Origin of the sequence: Herpetosiphon giganteus (genome assembly GCF_016907925.1) — a bacterium.
Classification (GTDB): Bacteria; Chloroflexota; Chloroflexia; order Chloroflexales; family Herpetosiphonaceae; genus Herpetosiphon; species Herpetosiphon giganteus.
Window position 1 is genome coordinate 77,026 of the sequence record NZ_JAFBCZ010000018.1, and the last position, 17,118, is coordinate 94,143.

Sequence of the window (17,118 nt, forward strand, 5' to 3'; positions counted from 1 at the left end):
GGTGGCGTTCCACCACGCGGCAGCGGCGGACGCGGCCAAAACAACAATCAACAAGGTGGTCGTGGCCGTGGCACGCCAATGATGGCTCGCCCAGTTGCGCCTGCGCGCCCACGCGGCCCAGTCGAGCTTGCTCCGGTTATGACCGTGCGTGAGCTATCGGAAGCGCTGAGCGTTGGCGCAGCTGATATTATCAAAGAAATGCTCAAGCAAGGCATTTTGGCAAATATTAATCAACAGCTTGATTATGAAACTGCCGCTGTGATTGCCGCAGAATTTGATATTGAAACCACCGAGCATGTGCCTGAAAGCATGGCTGGCTTGGTCGATGATATTGGCGATGCGCTGCGCGCCGAAACCGCCGAAAATCTCAAAACTCGCCCACCAGTTGTCACAATCATGGGTCACGTTGACCATGGTAAAACGAAATTGCTCGATGCAGTGCGCTCAACCCGCGTTGCTGAAGGCGAAGCTGGCGGGATCACCCAACACATCGGGGCTTACCAAGTTGAAATCCATGGCCGTAAAATTTCGTTCTTGGATACACCAGGTCACGAAGCGTTTACCGCCATGCGTGCCCGTGGGGCAACCGTCACCGATATTGTTATTTTGGTGGTTGCAGCAGACGACGGCGTGATGCCACAAACGGCAGAAGCTATCGCCCACGTTAAGGCCGCTGGCGTGCCAATGATTGTGGCGATCAATAAAATCGACGTGCCTGGGGCCAACCCCGACCGCGTGCGCCAACAATTGGCAGTCGAAGGGATTGCGACTGAAAGCTGGGGCGGCGACGTTCCTGATGTCGAAATTTCGGCCAAGCACAAGAAAAACATCGATGGCTTGCTGGATATGGTGTTGTTGGTTGCCGATTTGCAAGAATTGAAGGCCAACCCCGATAAACCAGCCATCGGTACAATCGTCGAAGCTGAGCTCGACAAAGGTCGTGGCCCTGTCGCAACCGTGCTGATTCAAAACGGCACGTTACGTCAAGACGATATTGTGGTGGTCGGCGCGACTCACGGCAAAATTCGGGCAATGTTTACCGATATTGGCCGCCGGATTCGCATCGCCGAACCTGCAACGCCAGTCTCGATCATCGGGCTTTCGGAAGTGCCACAAGCTGGCGATATTTTGCAAGTGCTTGATGATTCGCGGATTGCCCGTGAAGTGGCAACTCAACGCCAACGCCAACGTCAGATGGAACACTTAGCCAACCAGCTTGGCAAAGCAACCACGCTTGATGAAGTGTACAAACAAATTCAAGCAGGCAAAATCAAGGATCTCAATATTATTCTCAAAGCCGACGTACAAGGCTCAATTGGGGCCATCGAACACTCGTTGGCGCAGTTGAACGAGAAACAAAGCGAGATTCAAATCAAGATTTTGCACCGTGGCACTGGCACAATCAGCGAGTCGGACGTGAGCTTGGCCGTGGCATCGCACGCGATTATCATTGGCTTTAATGCGCGCCCCGATGCTGCTGCCCGCCGTAGCGCCGAAGCAAACGGGATTGATATTCGCTTCTACAACATCATTTACCAATTGATCGAAGACCTGAACAAGGCCATGATCGGGATGCTCGATCCTGAGATCAAGGAAGTGACCGATGGCTTTGCAGAAGTGCGCAACACCTTCCGCTTGCCATCACGCGAAGTTGTGGCTGGCTTGATGATGATCGACGGCAAGGTTACCCGCAACTCATTGGTCCGGGTCTTGCGCTCAGGTGTTGTGTTGCACGACGGGCGGATTGGCTCGCTGCGCCGTTTCAAAGACGACGTGCGCGAAGTGCTTTCTGGCTACGAGTGTGGGATGCAGGTCGATGGCTTCAACGACATCGAAGCTGGCGATACGATGGAATTCTATCGCAAAGAAAAGATTATTCGCACCTCGTAAGCGCTGATTAACCGGTAGAGTGGAGACAAATAGATCTGTTGTTTGTAACAGGTGTGTTTGTCTCCATTCTGCATTATTAAACCTGTGGGAGTGACTGTTATGGCAAAAGGTAAACGAGTTGAACAAGTTGCCGAAGAAATTAAAGTCATTTTGAGCAACGCGATTCAATTTGAAATTCAAGACCCACGCTTGGGCTTTGTAACCCTCACCAGCGTGAATGTTAGCCCAGATTTGTATCATGCCAATATCAACGTCAGCGTGATGGGCGATGATGCAGCGCGCAAAGATTCGATTGCAACCCTTGATCGGGCTAAAGGCTTTTTGCGGCGTGAACTGGGCCAGCAAATGAAATTACGAGCTGTGCCAGAGTTGCATTTTCATCTTGATGTAACGATTGATACACGCCAACATATGGACAAGCTGTTCAACCAAGTGGACGAAGAACGGCGGGTTAACCCACCAAAACTAGACGACGAATAAGGAATACCACGATGCTGTATACCACTATTCAACAAGCGGCTCCGGCCCTGCGTGATGCCATGACCGCCGCACGCCATATTTTGGTTACCTCGCATATCAACCCCGATGGCGATGCAGTTGGCTCAAGTATTGGGCTAACCCGCATTCTACGGGCGATGGGCTGTCGGGTAACTATGGTTTTGCCAACCGATCTGCCAAGTTTGGCGGTGGTTTTGCCCGATGCACCAGAGGTTGGGGTTTATAGCCAAGGGGCAAGTTTGCCAGACGATGTTGATTTAGTGGTGTTGGTCGATACTGGCAGCATCTCGCGGATTGAGCCAATTTTTAGCGCAGAACGGGCCTATTTGGCCCAACGCCCATTGTTGGTGATTGACCATCACGCTACCAATAGCGGCGAAGGCTTTTTAAACTTGGTGATGACCGAAGCCGCCGCAACTTGCGAAATTTTGGGCTTGCTGGCCCAAGCTTGGAACCAAGCAATTGACGCAGAAACCGCAACCGCCTTGTTGATGGGCTTGGTGACTGATACCCAAAGCTTCCAAACTTCGCATACTAGCCCGCGCACTTTGCGCGTTGCCGCCGATTTATTGGCACTCGGTGGGCGATTAAACGAGGTTATGCGCTCGATGATGTATGGCAAGCCGTTTGCCCATGCCAAAGCTTTGGGCATGGCAATTGAGCGCATGCACGACGAGGGCGATATTATCTGGACGGAATTTACCCAAGCCATGCAACAAGGTACGGGCGCAGATGATGAGGCTGGCGATGAAATTACGGCCTATCTCAGCCGCGTTGCCACAGCCAAAGCCTATGTGCTGTTTAAAGAGCGGCGTGATGGCACGGTGAAAATCAGCATGCGCTCGCAGCCTGGAATTGATGTTGGCAGCGTGGCCCATAATTTGGGTGGTGGCGGCCATCGCGAAGCTGCTGGCGCAACCTTGCAAATGGGCTTGGCCGAAGCCCGCGATTTGGTGCTGAGCACGTTACGGTCAGCCTTAGCCTAATTAATAGAAAGGTTGTGGCTCGTTCATTGACGAGCCATATTTGCGTATGCTGCATGGATTTTTAAACATCGATAAGCCCCAAGGCATGACCTCAACCGATGTGGTGCGGGTGGTCAAACGAACTGCGCGCATGAAACGGGTTGGCCATGGTGGCACGCTCGACCCAATGGCCACGGGCGTGCTGCCAATTGCCTTGGGCAATGCCACTCGTCTGCTCGAATATTTGCAAGAGGAAGATCACAAAGCCTATATTGCAACCTTGCGGCTCGGCATCACCACCGATAGCGACGATGCAGAAGGCGCTGTAATTGCTGAGTCAACGGTTCCTGCGCTTGATGCAGGTTTGATTGAGCGCGTCTTGAGCCAATTTCGTGGTGCAATCGAGCAAGTGCCGCCGCAATATGCAGCGATTCGAGTCGATGGCAAACGCATGTATGAATATGCTCGCGAAGGCACGCATATCGAGTTGCCAGCCCGCCCAATCACGATCGAGCAGCTTGATTTGTTGGCTTGGGATGCGCAGCAATTAACAATTGCGGTCGATTGCAGCAAAGGCACCTATATTCGAGCCTTGGCCCGCGATATTGGAGCCTTGCTTGGGTGTGGCGCGCACCTAACTGCCTTGCGGCGTACGCGAGCAGGAGCCTTTGATTTGAGCACCAGCATTGCGTTGGCTGAACTTGATCAGCAGCCTGAGGTTTTGGCTGCGGCGCTTTTGCCACCACAGGCAGCAATTGCCAACTGGCCCTTAATCTCGCTGCCTGAGGTGGTTGTAGCCGATGTGCGTATGGGGCGGGTTGTACAAGTTGATAGCGTTGCCGAACGAGTAGGTTTGCTTGATCAAGCTGGCCAATTAGTGGCGATTGCGATATTGAGCGAAACTGGCTATCAGCCAATCAAGGTCTTTGCTCCCGAAGCTTAGCAAAGTATGAAGGATGAATTATGAGGGATGAAGCACAAATCAACCTAATAATCTGTGGCTAAAAACCTTCTTTGTGCACTTCATGGTTTGTATAATTCATCCCTCATAATTACGTAAACCTGATCCCTAGCCCCTGAACCCTCTTAACTAAAGCCCAAAGCCTATAGCCTATAGCCACATGGACTCTTCAGCCTTCATCCCTCATCATTCATAATTGCTATTGGGTTGTATACGGCAAAAAGACGAAATTGGCAGGCACAACTGAGAAGGTGCGGGTGATACTTTGGCCTTGGTAGGTGCTGCAATCATACTCAACATGCCAATTCCATGGCCCTAGTGCATCTGCTGGCAATGCTTGAGTTTGGGTATAAATGTAGGTAAACGGGACGATTGCTTGGCCTTGGCCCATAACGCCATTGAAAACATAATTCCGATCGCCAGGCCCATCGAGATGGATCGTATGACCACAGCGCGGGCCTTGCCAATTAAATGTCCATTTGTTGGGGGCAACTGGCTGTGGCAAAATGGCTTCGTTGGCTGGCGATTGCAGGGTAGGTTCTGGCCCGGGAGTTGCGGTTGGGCCGCCAAACGAGTAGGCAAGGCTGCTTGTAGTTGCTGAAGTGGCATGGTTCGGTGCAAGCAAGGTTCCGACGATGAACAGTCCGATCAGCGCTACCACAACGATAGTGCCTGTGCGTTCGATCAAATTCATACCATCCTCCTAAACTGTAGCACTGGCTGAATCAGCAACAGTCAGATGCTACAACTCGATAGTAATTTTTTTGAACGCAATAAGCAATAGCCGATCTAGGCTAGATTATCGTTTTGATCCACGAAGCGCAAGCAGAACATAGAACATAGACAATTAGTTACGAAGCCCACAAAGATAACGTTTTTAGCCACGAATTCCACGAATTCCACGAATGATCATTTTTTGAGCCACAGATTCACACAGATTAGCTCAGATTATGATTCCTATAGCCAATAGCCAATAGACTACAGCCACGTTTTCGCCACAGATTGCACCGATAAAGCTTTTTAGCCACGAATTGCACGAATTGCACGAATAATCCGTTAGTTGCCACAGATTGGCCCAGATTATAATTCCGATAGCCTCCAGCCAAAAGCCACGTTTTCACCAAAGAGTGCCCAGATTGATTTGCTATTTGAGGTGGCATTTCATTCCTCATCCTTCATCCTTCATAATTTTATTAGAGGCCAATAATGCCGCGCCGCCGTAGGAAGGGCAGAATGCTTTGCTCAAGCGGGCGATCGCTGCGAATGCCAGCATAGGTCGCCCCATAGCGCTGACACAGTTGCTCGTGCATGCGCACCCAACGCACCAATTTTTCGCGATCATCTTTTTGGGTTTGTTGATCAAGCTCAAGCGCTAACACTTGGCCAGTTTCACTATCTTCAAATTCAACTGGGCCGCTTAGCGTAGGCTTAATTTCTTCGGGATGCAGCAGGTGCAGCACCACAACTTGCCAGACTGGCGGAGCAGCAGCCCGTAGCAATGGCTCTAAATCACTCGTCCAAAGGTCGGAGATGATCAAGAGCATGCCGCCAGAACTGCGGCGAACTGCTTGGGTAATCGGCGTGAAGGAGGTTTGTCCAGCCCAATTCAAATTACTCAAATAGCGCAGCAAATCGGGGCCGCGCGCCCGACTAACCGCCGGCCCAAACGGCTTGATCAATTTGCTGGTAAATGGCCAAATCGTGGTTTGATCGTTTGAGGTGAGGCCGAGATAGCCGAGCATTGCCGCCAAACGCAGCGCATAGCGACCTTTATGCAGCTCGCCTTGGCCCCAATCCAGCGAGGCCGAGCAATCCAAAGCAATTGTAATATTGATATCTTGTTCGGTTTCGCCAAGCTTCACATGCAAATCTTCATGGCGTGCATAGGCAAACCAATCGACGTGGCGAAGGTCGTCGCCCGGGCTATAGGCGCGATGATCGCTAAATGTTGGCGCGGGCAAACGCCGTCGCGAGGCATGTTCGCCGCTCAAGCCTCCGCGTAAGGTACGCCGCGAACGCAACGCGAGACGTTCGATCCGCGCTAAAAAATCAGGGTTAAACAGGTCGCCACTAGCGCCCGAAGTAGTCTTGAATCGCATCGCGTAGCTCCGCAGGAATATTGGATGGATCGCTAATATCGCTGGGGACGCTGCCACCGCTACCGCCAGCATTGCCGCCGCCAGTCCCCTCGCCACCAGGCAAGGTTATTGAGGTATCGCCGCCAGTTCCTGGAGTCGTTTCGCCAGCGGCAGGCGCTTCCGGCAAGCTGACATCGGGGCCAAGCGCAGCGCTCGGTGGCGGCGATGAACGGCTGCCAGTGCCGGGATTATTGCCAGCGCCATTGTTGCTTGGCTGGCCGTTTTGGTTATCGCCTGGCTGGCCTTGTTGCGGCTGGTTGCCAGCTTGTGGCTCGCTGCCAGCTTGCCCATTCTGCTCGCCATTGGCCAAATCAGGTTGGGCATTATCAAGCTGATCGGTCAGTTGGGCCAAATCTTCGAGCGCATCGGCACCATTTTGGGGATTGCCACGCAATTGATCGGCATCGCTACGCAAGCGCTCGGCCACTTCTGGCTGATCTTGCAATTGCGCGGCTGCTTGTTCAAGCCCATCGGCAATTTCGTTGCGGGTTTGCGGCGATAGCTGATCAGCTTGATCGGCAAGTTTGGACAATTCGTCGGCTGCTTGTTGCACATCGCCCCGACGCAAAGCATCGGCAGCGGCCCGCGTTGCGCCATTATCACTTAAGCCATCAGCCAAAGCATCGGCAATTTCTTGGCCTTCGGGGCTGATTTCTGGTTGTTGATCAGGCTGATTGCCCACTGGCTGATTGGGATCAGCAGCGGGATCTTGCTCAGTGGCAGGCTGTTGCGGCGGTTCAGTCGTGGTTAAACTGGCCAACTCGCGCAATGGCTCGGTGGTTGGGGCTGGCAAGCCAGCATTAATTTGGCCCAAAACAAACAAGCCAGTAGCCAACACCGCAGCCAAACCTAAACTTTGCCATTCAAGCGCAATCGGCGCAAGCACGCGGGCGGTGGCATCGTTGGCAACGCTAGGCAAACGGCGCTTGGCACGTTCGATATTCACCGCGTGAAAGCCACCACGTTGGTCGTGAAACTCGCTGGCAGTGCTCAATTGGGCATTTAATTGATATTGCTGATCGAGCATTTGCACAAATTGGGCTGGGGCAAGAATTGATTTCCACGCATACACCCCGCCCAGTGCTGCCACCAGCACCACAATTAAGCCTAAGATCGGCCACGTAAGCGGCCAAGCTAGCCAGTTTCGGCCAATTAGGCCAAGGCATAACACCGCCAAGGCCATCCAAGCGGCGCGAATCAATAAGCGCTGGCGTTGGCGCTGTTGAACTTCGACATATAATTCAAGAATTTGTTGGGTCAGATTCATGTTTGCGCTCCTAGCCTTGCGCGCTGGTGAATAGCTGCATGCCCTGAGGGGTGGGAAGGACAACTAAACAGTTGCAATTATGAGTGTACCATAGAATTACAATGGATCGGCCTCTGCTATAATTGACAGTTGGAACTGATACATCACCGCAGGAGGATTTGTGACTCAAGCACATACACTCGATGAACTGGCCATCAATACAATCCGCATGTTGGCGGTTGATGGCGTGCAAGCGGCTAATTCGGGCCACCCAGGCTTACCAATGGGGGCTGCGGCCATGGCTTATGTGCTGTGGACGCGCCACCTCAAACATAATCCGGCTAATCCAGCTTGGGCTGACCGTGACCGCTTTGTGCTGTCGGCGGGCCATGGCTCAATGCTGTTGTATAGTTTATTGCATCTCACGGGCTACAGTGACATGACGCTCGATGATTTGAAGAATTTCCGCCAATGGCACAGCAAAACCGCTGGCCACCCAGAATATGGCTATGCCGCTGGGATCGAAACCACCACTGGCCCGCTTGGCCAAGGCTTTGCAACTGGCGTGGGCATGGCAATTGCCGCCCGTCACTTGGCTGGCACATTCAATCAAGCTGAACTCGAAATCGTCAAGCACCATATTTATGCAATTGTCTCCGATGGCGATTTGGAAGAGGGCATTAGCGCCGAAGCCGCGTCGTTGGCAGGCCACCTCAAATTAGGCGAGTTGGTTTATCTCTACGATGATAATGAAATTTCGATTGAAGGCGATACCTCAATTGCCTTCACCGAAGATGTGCCAGCCCGTTTCCGCGCCTATGGCTGGCATGTTCAAGAGATCGATGGGCTTGATACCGAGCAAGTTGATGCAGCCTTGACCGCCGCCAAAGCAGTGACCGACCAACCATCGTTGATCGTGGCCCACACCGTGATTGGCTATGGCTCGCCTAATCGGGCTGGCACGGCCAAAGCGCACGGCGCGCCACTAGGCCCCGATGAAGTGAAATTGACCAAAGAAGCCCTTGGCTGGCCGCTCGAACCAACCTTCTACGTTCCTGAAGAAGTGTCGGCACATTTCCGCGAGGCCTTAACCAAGGGCGCTGCTGCTGAGCAAGCTTGGAACGAATTGTTTGACCGCTACGCTGAAGCGAATCCAGCCAAGGCTGCCGACTTCAAGCAACGCATGGCTGGCGAATTACCAGACGGTTGGGATAGCAAGTTGCCGGTTTGGGAAGCTGATGCCAAGGGCGTGGCAACTCGCAAATCATCAGAAGCAGCGCTCAACGGCTTGGCCGAGCAAATTCCGGCCTTGATTGGCGGCTCGGCAGATTTGGCCGAATCGACCTTTACCTTGATTGAGCATGCAGAATCGTTCCAACCAGCAACACCTCAAGGCCGCAACATGCACTGGGGTATTCGCGAACATGCGATGGTCGCAGCCGTCAACGGCATGGCCTTGCATGGCGGCACGATTCCCTACGGCGCAACCTTCTTGGTGTTCAGCGATTATTGCCGCGCCTCGATTCGCTTGGCAGCCTTGATGGGCATTCGCACCATTCAAGTCTTTACCCACGATAGCATTGGCGTTGGCGAAGATGGCCCAACCCACCAACCAATCGAACACATTCCATCGTTGCGGATTATTCCCAATTTGAATGTGATGCGACCTGGTGATGCCAATGAAACCAGCCAAGCCTGGCGCGTGGCCGTAACCCACAAAGGCCCAACCTTGCTGGCCTTGACCCGCCAAAACTTACCAACCCTTGATCGCAGCCGCTATGCTTCGGCAGAAGGCGTGGCCCAAGGTGGCTATGTGTTGGCTGATAGCGACGGCCAACCAGAACTGATTATCATTGCAACCGGCTCGGAATTGCAGCATGCGGTTGCTGCCTACGAGCAATTGAGCGGCGAAGGAGTCAAAGTGCGCGTGGTTAGCATGCCATCGACCTTCTTGTTTGATGCGCAGTCGGCGGAATATCGCGAAAGCGTGCTGCCCAAGGCTGTGAGCAAACGGATTGCGATTGAAGCTGCCCATCCAGTCACGTGGTACAAATATGTTGGCACCGAAGGCGATATTATTGGGATTGATCACTTCGGTGCATCAGCGCCAATTAATATTTTGATGAAGGAATTTGGCTTTACCGCTGAAAACCTGATTGCCCGCGCCAAGGCCTTGTTGGCTAAGTAATCGTTGCTTGATTGAGCATGTAACGCGAAGTACGAGCAGTTCGTGCTTCGCGTTGTGCTGTTGAAAGGAAATAAATCATGAAAATTGCGGTTGGAACCGATCATGGTGGCCTGATTTTGAAGCAAGCAGTGATTGAGGCAGTGCAGCGGCTGGGCCATGAAGTGCTCGATTTTGGCACCGATTCGCCAGCCTCGGTCGATTACCCTGATTTTGCGGCTGCGGTGGGCAATGCGGTCGTTAGCGGCCAAGCTGAGCGCGGGATTGCGATTTGTGGCAGTGGCGTTGGCGTGACTGTTGCCGCCAACAAAATTAAGGGTATCCGTGCCTGTTTATGCCACGACACCTACTCGGCGCATCAAGGCGTTGAGCACGATGATCTGAATGTGCTCTGTTTGGGCGGGCGGGTGATTGGCCCAGCCTTGGCCGATGAAATTGTGCAAGCCTTTTTGAGCGCCAATTTCCACAACGAAGCACGCTTTACCCGCCGCTTGGATAAAGTAATCGCCCTCGAAAACCAATAGATCACCAATCAAAAAAGCCCCGCCCTTGGTTTGAATCAAGGGCGGGGCTTTGGGCTATTCAGCGCAGCGATTTAGTTCTTCATTACTGCTGGCAAGTAGACCAAGGCTGGGCCTTCTGGCTCAGATTCTTCGGTACAAGCCTTCACGCTGACGTTATCGATCTTCCAGCCATCAGGCCGGCCAACTGAGCTGTCCGAGGCAAGACGGAAGCGGAACATCACGGTTTCGCCGTTGTAGGCTGCCAAATCAACCACGCTCTTGATCCAGTCTTGTGGGTCGCCACACCAAGCATCGCGGCCATTAAGTGGGTTCGATGCAGCAGTGATTGCGCCATTGTATGGGTCGGTCAACAAGGCAGCGTTAGGAATTTGCTCCCATGCGGAGCCGCCATCGGTTGATACTTCAATCAATGCGCCATCATAACAGCCGCCATCGGTGCGATCTTCAATCGTTTGTGAGTTCCAGAATTGCAGGGTATGGGTCACACCTTCGGTCAAGGTAATTGCTGGGGTCGTCAGCCATTGATCTGATGCTGTGGTCGGATCAATCGCCTTCATCCCTGAAGTGCCACCGTAACCAAATGCACCGTGTGCCCAGGTATTGCCAGTGCCACCGCTAACCCAGTTTGGATTGGTTTCGAAATTTTCTTCGAACGTAACCACAGTTTCGGTGCCAATTGAACAATCGCCAGGTGCTGCTTCAGTGGTAAAGCTGAAGATCGCGCTATTGGCGCTAACGCCACACGCATTGGCAGCGCGCACGCGCCAGTAGTGTTTGGTGTTGGTGCTCAAAGGAGCGCTGGTCAAGCTGGTCAACTCGGTCGTAGCCGTGTAAACCAAATTACTGAAGCTAGCATCGCTAGCAATTTCGAGCACATAGCTATCTGCGCCAGTAGCGCTTGACCAAGTGAAGGTTGGGGTATCGCTCACATCAGTAGCGTTGTTGGCTGGTGCGGTCAAGGTTGGTGCTGCGCTTGGAATGCCAGCCGAGATGCTGAGATCCAAATCAGCGGTGCGGGTGATGCTCGTGCTATCGGCATGCACCACAACCGTGTAATCACCAGCTGCGGCAGCAGTTACATTTCCAATGGTTAGTTGGCTGCTCAAGGTTGGTGAAATCACTGGGTTTGGCGTAAAGGTTGCGGTTGCGCCAGCAGGCAAGTTGCTTGCCGAAAGGTTTACCGGCTCGCTGAAGCCTGAAATCCAGTTTAAGTTAACCGTGGTTTGGCCCGAAGCTGGGGCACAAACTGCCAAGCTGGCAGGGCTGAGATTCATGGTGAACGCAGGCGAACCACCATTACCATCAAGCACCAACGTCCCTGAGTTGGTTGGGTCAAGCCAATCCTTCAAGCGGCTTGCGCTGGTACCGCCACCATTCCATGATACAGAAACCCGACCATACCAGTCTGATAAATCGTTACCACAGGCAGCGCCGCCACCATGCAGTTGGCCAACGACACGGTGATTAGGGTCATACAAGGCTGAACCTGATGAACCGCGTTCGGTTGTGCCTAAATCCCAGTCGACAACCCGCACGTGGGTGCCATCGCCTGGCACTGTTTCCCCGCCATAGCTGGTGGTTTGGGTCGCTTGGTTTTCAAAGCTGATCCGTTTTTCTTCAACACCTGGGTGGTGAATCGCCACAACGCTGGCAAAGTCGCCGCTTTGCGCATTCCAACCAGCCCAGAATGGTGAGTATTCGGTTGGAACTGCATCATCAAGCTCAACTAAGGTCATGTCTGATGGCGCATATTCGGCGCGTAAAATTGCCCCCGTCATGGTTGTATTGGGCTTGGGCAATGGCGTACCATTTTCCGGCGAGCCAACCGTGCGACACAAGGTTGATTCGTAGTTCCAATATGTCACCATCGAAGCAGCATTGCCTGCGCTAATGCCACAGTGATCGGCGGTCAGGAAGTAGGGTTTTTGATCTTGGGCGGTGTTGTTGAGCAACGTCCCAGTACAGGTGTCCGCACCATTCAAGGTGTAGGCTGCAACTGAATTGATTTCTGAGCGCCAGTCGTCGCCTTCTGGACAAATAACGTCGACATTACACGAGCCTGATTTATCGACCAAGAGATCACGCGGAACGCCGAAGCCACTAAAGCCACGGTTGATTGCGCTCAAGGTCAGGTCGGCAGTTGCAAACTCGCCACTATCAGCGCTATATTCGATGATCATTTCATCGCCAGCGACAATTGGAGTCCACAATTGGCCATGATCTTCGTTATCAGCAGCACCATATGGCCCAATAACTGAGCGATAATCAGGGCTGTACATAAACAATTGGCCGCTCTTGGGCAGGTTATAGCGCGTATAGCCAAGGTTAATCGACAAGGCTTTGGGAGCGCTAATTCGCAAGCGAGCTACCGTACGATTGCCAACGACTTCGATCGTCGATACTTGCTTGATGTCAAGCGAGGTTTGATAGTCTTTGGCAAAACGCATTGGGGTATTGCTTGGGCGTTTGGCTGCATCTGAGCGCTCTTTGGCCACATCAAGTTCTGGTACAGCAATCTGGGCTACTGTCGCCAAATCTTTCAAGCCTTGCGCCAATGCCAACGGTCGGTCGGACGTGCTGGCTTGATTCTGCGCAGCAGTGAACGGCACCTTCGCCCCAATTACCGATAATAAAACGGTAATCGCAAGTAAAGCAAATAGCCAACGGGATCGAACCATGCTCTAACCTCCTGAGGTGAGTTCCACACAACACTGAGGGGAATTGAGAGGATTTGTTAATAAGCTTAATATAAAAAGATTTAGCTCATTTGTCAAATTTATTAATTATTGTCTTATCGCGATAAGCCGATATATATTCAATTCGACGCTAAATGAACAAGTTCAATTTAGCTAGCTAGATGGAGATTCAGATTAATTTAACTGCAATTAAATAACGCATGTGGGCAACAAAAAAACAGCATTCTTCAAATAATACACTTTTGTCAGAATGCTGTTTTGGTGTGAAATTAACCGGCGACAACCGGATTGCGCAGCATGCCAATGCCCTCAACTTCGGTTTCGAGCAAATCGCCTGGGCGCAAAAATTCTTGCGGGGTGCGGGCAAAGCCCACGCCAGCAGGAGTGCCAGTTGCAATAATATCGCCTGGTTCAAGGGTCATGCCTTGCGAGAGCACGCTAATTAAGGTTGGAATATCAAAAATAAGATCGTTGGTATTGGATTCTTGCTTGATCTCGCCATTGACCCGTAAGCGCACAACCAAATTATGCGGGTCGGTCAACTCGCTGCTGGTGATAATCCACGGCCCCATTGGGCACGAGCCATCGAGCGCTTTGCCTTTGAAAAATTGCTGGTGGCGGGTTTGCAAATCGCGGGCCGAAATATCGTTAATCACGGTATAGCCCCAAACATGCTCCATGGCTTGCTCGCGGCTAATGTTTTTGCCAGCTTTGCCGATGATCACGCCCAACTCAACTTCCCAATCAATCCGCTCGGAAACCGCCGGATCGATCACGATTTCACCGGTTGGGCTATTAATGGCGGTTGGTGGTTTGGTAAAAAAGACTGGATGTTCGGGCATTTTGACCTCAAGGCCTTTGGCTTGCAACGATTCGCGCGCGTGGGCAGCGTAATTCAAGCCAACACAAAACACATTTTTCAATGGGCGTGGCAACGGAGCCAATAATTGATCAAGATTGAGCTGAATGCCTGCACGGCTTTGATATTCAGGCAAGGCTGCTTTGACGATTTCTAAGCCAGCATCACCAGCCTCAATCAAGGCTTGCAGTGATTGATAGCCATCGAGCAACATCACCCGATCGCCGAGCACAATGCCTGGGCGCGGCCCAACCGCTGTTTTGAGCGTTACAAATCGCATAGTATCTCCGCAATATCGCCATGATAGCGTTTTCGCACCATCGTTTTGGCAAAGAATATGCTTGCATTATAACGATATTCGCTTATGTTGATGAAGCTAGCTTGATTCAGGGTTGAGCTTGACGACCAACAAGGTCAAATCGTCGATCGGCGGCGTGCCACTCTGAAAGGCGCGCACATCACCAAGGATGGCATCTGCAAGGCCATGGGCTGGTAAGCGTCCATAGGCTTGGACCGCTGAAATCAAGCGCTCGCGACCATAGGTATCGCCAGCAAAATTGCGCGCATCACATAAGCCATCGGTATAAAACACCAAGGCATCGCCTGGCTCTAAATCGATGTGCATCTGCTCGAAAAAGGCTTCTTCGGTGATGCCAACGGGCATACCACCACCCTCAAGCATCGCAACCCGCCCTTGTTTTGAGCGATAATGCAACGGCCAATCGTGGCCCGCTCGCACATAGCTAAATCGTCGCCGCGCCAGATCCAAATGCGCATAAACCATGGTAATCACTGCTGCATCAAGGTTGGTGGTACGAATTAATTGATTGAAGCGTTCGACCAACGCCAAAGGATCACGCTGATCCATACCCAGCAACAGGCCTTTGGCCAGCGCCATCACCAAGGCAGCGCCCGCGCCTTTATCGCAGACATCGGCCATTACAATTGAGAGCATGTGCTCGCTAAGTTGGCGCACCTCGTAGAAATCGCCGCTCATTTCGTAGGCAGGGAAGGTCGCGGCGGCAATCACCACGCCATGCACATTGGGAAAGCTGGTAGGAATCAAGCGGCGTTGTAATTCGCGGCCCAACTCCAATTCCCGGGCGGCTCGCGCGCGACGCAACGCCTCTGCTTGAGCTTGCTCCAAAGCTGTGTAGGCATCAGTTAAAAGCCGATTTTTATGGCGCAAATCTTCCAAGCGGCGTTCATCGGAGCGGCGCACATGGGCCGCAACTCGGCGCAACATATTGTAGGCAATCGCGGGGTAGGTGTGTAATAAGGTTTCAAATGCCGCAATCGGAATCTCCAAGACCTCGCTTTGGACGACTGCAATTGCGCCAGCGGCCCGCGTGCCATCAGGCTCCAATAAGCTCAGCTCGCCGAAAAATGCCCCAACCCCCAACAAACCAAGGGTCGTTTCCTCGGAACTACCTTGCTCAAGCACCAGCCGCAAGGTGCCACTCACCACCACATAACAGGCATCGCCACGATCACGCTGGTGGAACAACCACGCATCTGCCGGCAAGCCACGGATTCGGGCCTGACCATCGAGCATTTGCAAGCCTTCGAGCGAAAGGTCAGCAAATAGGGGCACTCGACGTAGGAACTCCATTTGGGACATACCCACCTCCTAGCAACGACCAAAATCCAGCATAGCACGCTCGCTAGCCTGATGCAAGACAGGCTTGCGCAATGGCTGCGGTACAATACAGCTATACCTGCTTAGTGATGGAGGAAGACCATGCCTCGTCAGCTTTTAACCTATCTTGATGCTTGCCTGCCGGATCTGTTGGATGAAATGCGTCAATGGATCGAAATTGAGTCGTTTACCCGTGATATTACGGCGGTTTCTTGGATGGTCAATGTGGTTGGCGAGCGCTTGAGCAAACTTGGCGCAAGTGTGCGCAAATACAATGGCAAACCTCAAGCCGACCATTTGTTGGCCAGCTGGCCCGGCGAGGGCGAGCCAATTCTAATTGTCGGCCATGTTGATACCGTCTATCCGCCAGGCACGATCGATCAATTTCCCTTCCGCATTGATGGTGATGTTGTGCGCGGGCCAGGCGTGAGCGATATGAAGGGCTGTATTTTGCTGACCTGCGCTGCCTTGCAAGCGTTACGCCATTTTGGGCGCTGGACAAGCCGTCCCTTAAAATTTTTGATTACCACCGATGAAGAAATTGGCAGCCCAACCTCGCGGCGCTATATTGAAGAGCAGGCGCGAGGCTGTCGTGCTGCGCTGATTATCGAATCGGCGGAAGAAGGCGGCTGGCTCAAAACATGGCGCAAAAGTGTCAGCATGTATGATTTGGAGATTACTGGCAAGCCGTCGCACGCTGGCGTTGCCCCTGAGCTTGGCATTAGCGCCATCCATGAATTAAGTTATCAGATTGGCCAGATTTTGCCTTTGGCCCGACCTGATATTGGCACGACGATCAATATTGGCAAAATTAGCGGGGGCACTGCCGCCAATGTAGTAGCCGCCGCAGCTCATTGCACCATTGATGTACGCGCACTCAAAGTTGGCGAGGCCGAACGCGTCGATCAAGCCTTACATCAGTTAGCGCCACGGCTGGCTGGAGCCAAATTAAGCTTGGAAGGCGGCGTGAATCGCCCAGCCATGGAACCAACGCCGGCAACGATGGCCTTATACGCAGCTGCCGAGCATATTGCCAATCAACTCGATTTGCCGATTAAAGCCAGTGGCACTGGCGGCGGCTCGGATGGCAATTTCACCTCGGCGATCGGCGTGCCGACCCTCGATGGCCTTGGCGGCTGGGGCAGCGATTCGCATAGCTTCGACGAGTGGCTCTCGATCAGTCAATTTGCGCCTCGCGCTGCCTTGTTGGCGCGTTTGATTGAAACGTTGTAGAGCATAGAACATAGAGTATAGAGCGAAAGGATGAAGGATGAAGGATGAAGGATGAAGTTTAACGCATAGGCGCAGAGAACCAAAGGATGAGGGATGAAGTCAATAACCTCATCTTCGTGTCCTTCGTGCTCTTCGTGGATCAATTCATTAACGCAGAGGCGCAGAGAAAACGTGGCTTTTGGCTATGGGCTATCGGAAGATTGTTTAGAAGGCACAGGATCATCCATCCTAGAGCCTATAGCCTAGAGCCTATAGCCTCACTTCGTGTCATTCGTGGATCATAT

At 52.6% G+C, this 17,118-nt stretch carries 13 protein-coding genes; 7 read left to right on the plus strand and 6 right to left on the minus strand.

Annotated features, from left to right (window positions below; all coding sequences use genetic code 11):
* The first annotated feature begins 81 nt into the window (after positions 1 to 81).
* From infB to truB, 4 genes are all read left to right on the plus strand, one after another.
* A complete protein-coding gene (gene infB, locus JOD20_RS16525) occupies positions 82 to 1,890 on the plus strand; it encodes a translation initiation factor IF-2 (protein WP_204756354.1) in 1,809 nt (602 codons plus the stop codon).
* Between the two features lie 99 nt (positions 1,891 to 1,989).
* Positions 1,990 to 2,370: a 30S ribosome-binding factor RbfA gene (gene rbfA, locus JOD20_RS16530; protein WP_204756326.1), complete on the plus strand. Its 381-nt coding sequence runs from the start codon at positions 1,990 to 1,992 to the stop codon at positions 2,368 to 2,370.
* An 11-nt stretch (positions 2,371 to 2,381) separates the two neighbouring features.
* Positions 2,382 to 3,374, plus strand: a complete 993-nt coding sequence (locus tag JOD20_RS16535) for a DHH family phosphoesterase (RefSeq protein WP_204756327.1) — start codon at positions 2,382 to 2,384, stop codon at positions 3,372 to 3,374.
* A 46-nt stretch (positions 3,375 to 3,420) separates the two neighbouring features.
* Complete coding sequence (gene truB, locus JOD20_RS16540) at positions 3,421 to 4,296, plus strand: tRNA pseudouridine(55) synthase TruB (protein WP_204756328.1); 876 nt, start codon at positions 3,421 to 3,423, stop codon at positions 4,294 to 4,296.
* A 217-nt stretch (positions 4,297 to 4,513) separates the two neighbouring features.
* On the opposite strand, the gene JOD20_RS16545 is transcribed toward truB, so the two are convergent.
* The 3 genes from JOD20_RS16545 to JOD20_RS16555 all read right to left on the minus strand — a co-directional run bounded on the left by JOD20_RS16545 (position 4,514) and on the right by JOD20_RS16555 (position 7,719).
* Positions 4,514 to 5,008, minus strand: a complete 495-nt coding sequence (locus tag JOD20_RS16545) for a hypothetical protein (protein WP_204756329.1) — start codon at positions 5,006 to 5,008, stop codon at positions 4,514 to 4,516.
* Between the two features lie 499 nt (positions 5,009 to 5,507).
* Entirely contained in the window at positions 5,508 to 6,413 is a 906-nt protein-coding gene (locus JOD20_RS16550; RefSeq protein WP_204756330.1) for a DUF58 domain-containing protein, read from the minus strand.
* Complete coding sequence (locus JOD20_RS16555; protein WP_204756331.1) at positions 6,385 to 7,719, minus strand: hypothetical protein; 1,335 nt, start codon at positions 7,717 to 7,719, stop codon at positions 6,385 to 6,387. The genes JOD20_RS16550 and JOD20_RS16555 overlap by 29 nt, the downstream gene beginning before the upstream one ends.
* A 160-nt stretch (positions 7,720 to 7,879) precedes the next feature.
* On the opposite strand from JOD20_RS16555, the gene tkt reads away from it, so the two are divergent.
* Both tkt and rpiB read left to right on the plus strand, forming a co-directional pair.
* Positions 7,880 to 9,886 carry a transketolase gene (gene tkt, locus JOD20_RS16560; RefSeq protein WP_204756332.1) on the plus strand — a complete coding sequence of 669 codons (2,007 nt, stop codon included), beginning with the start codon at positions 7,880 to 7,882 and terminating at the stop codon, positions 9,884 to 9,886.
* 77 nt (positions 9,887 to 9,963) lie between these two features.
* On the plus strand, positions 9,964 to 10,407 hold the full coding sequence (gene rpiB / locus JOD20_RS16565; RefSeq protein WP_204756333.1) for a ribose 5-phosphate isomerase B: 444 nt from the start codon (positions 9,964 to 9,966) through the stop codon (positions 10,405 to 10,407).
* A gap of 71 nt (positions 10,408 to 10,478) precedes the next feature.
* On the opposite strand, the gene JOD20_RS16570 is transcribed toward rpiB, so the two are convergent.
* The 3 genes from JOD20_RS16570 to JOD20_RS16580 all read right to left on the minus strand — a co-directional run bounded on the left by JOD20_RS16570 (position 10,479) and on the right by JOD20_RS16580 (position 15,583).
* The gene (locus JOD20_RS16570; protein WP_204756334.1) at positions 10,479 to 13,085 is read right to left on the minus strand and encodes a choice-of-anchor J domain-containing protein; all 2,607 of its coding nucleotides are present in this window, start codon (positions 13,083 to 13,085) and stop codon (positions 10,479 to 10,481) included.
* 287 nt (positions 13,086 to 13,372) lie between these two features.
* A complete protein-coding gene (locus tag JOD20_RS16575; protein ID WP_110518756.1) occupies positions 13,373 to 14,242 on the minus strand; it encodes a fumarylacetoacetate hydrolase family protein in 870 nt (289 codons plus the stop codon).
* A 96-nt stretch (positions 14,243 to 14,338) separates the two neighbouring features.
* Positions 14,339 to 15,583: a PP2C family protein-serine/threonine phosphatase gene (locus tag JOD20_RS16580; protein WP_204756335.1), complete on the minus strand. Its 1,245-nt coding sequence runs from the start codon at positions 15,581 to 15,583 to the stop codon at positions 14,339 to 14,341.
* 120 nt (positions 15,584 to 15,703) lie between these two features.
* Here JOD20_RS16580 and JOD20_RS16585 point away from each other — a divergent pair, with 120 nt between their 5' ends.
* Positions 15,704 to 16,834, plus strand: coding sequence for a M20 family metallopeptidase (locus tag JOD20_RS16585; protein WP_204756336.1), 1,131 nt, complete (start codon positions 15,704 to 15,706; stop codon positions 16,832 to 16,834).
* The last annotated feature ends 284 nt before the right edge of the window (positions 16,835 to 17,118 follow it).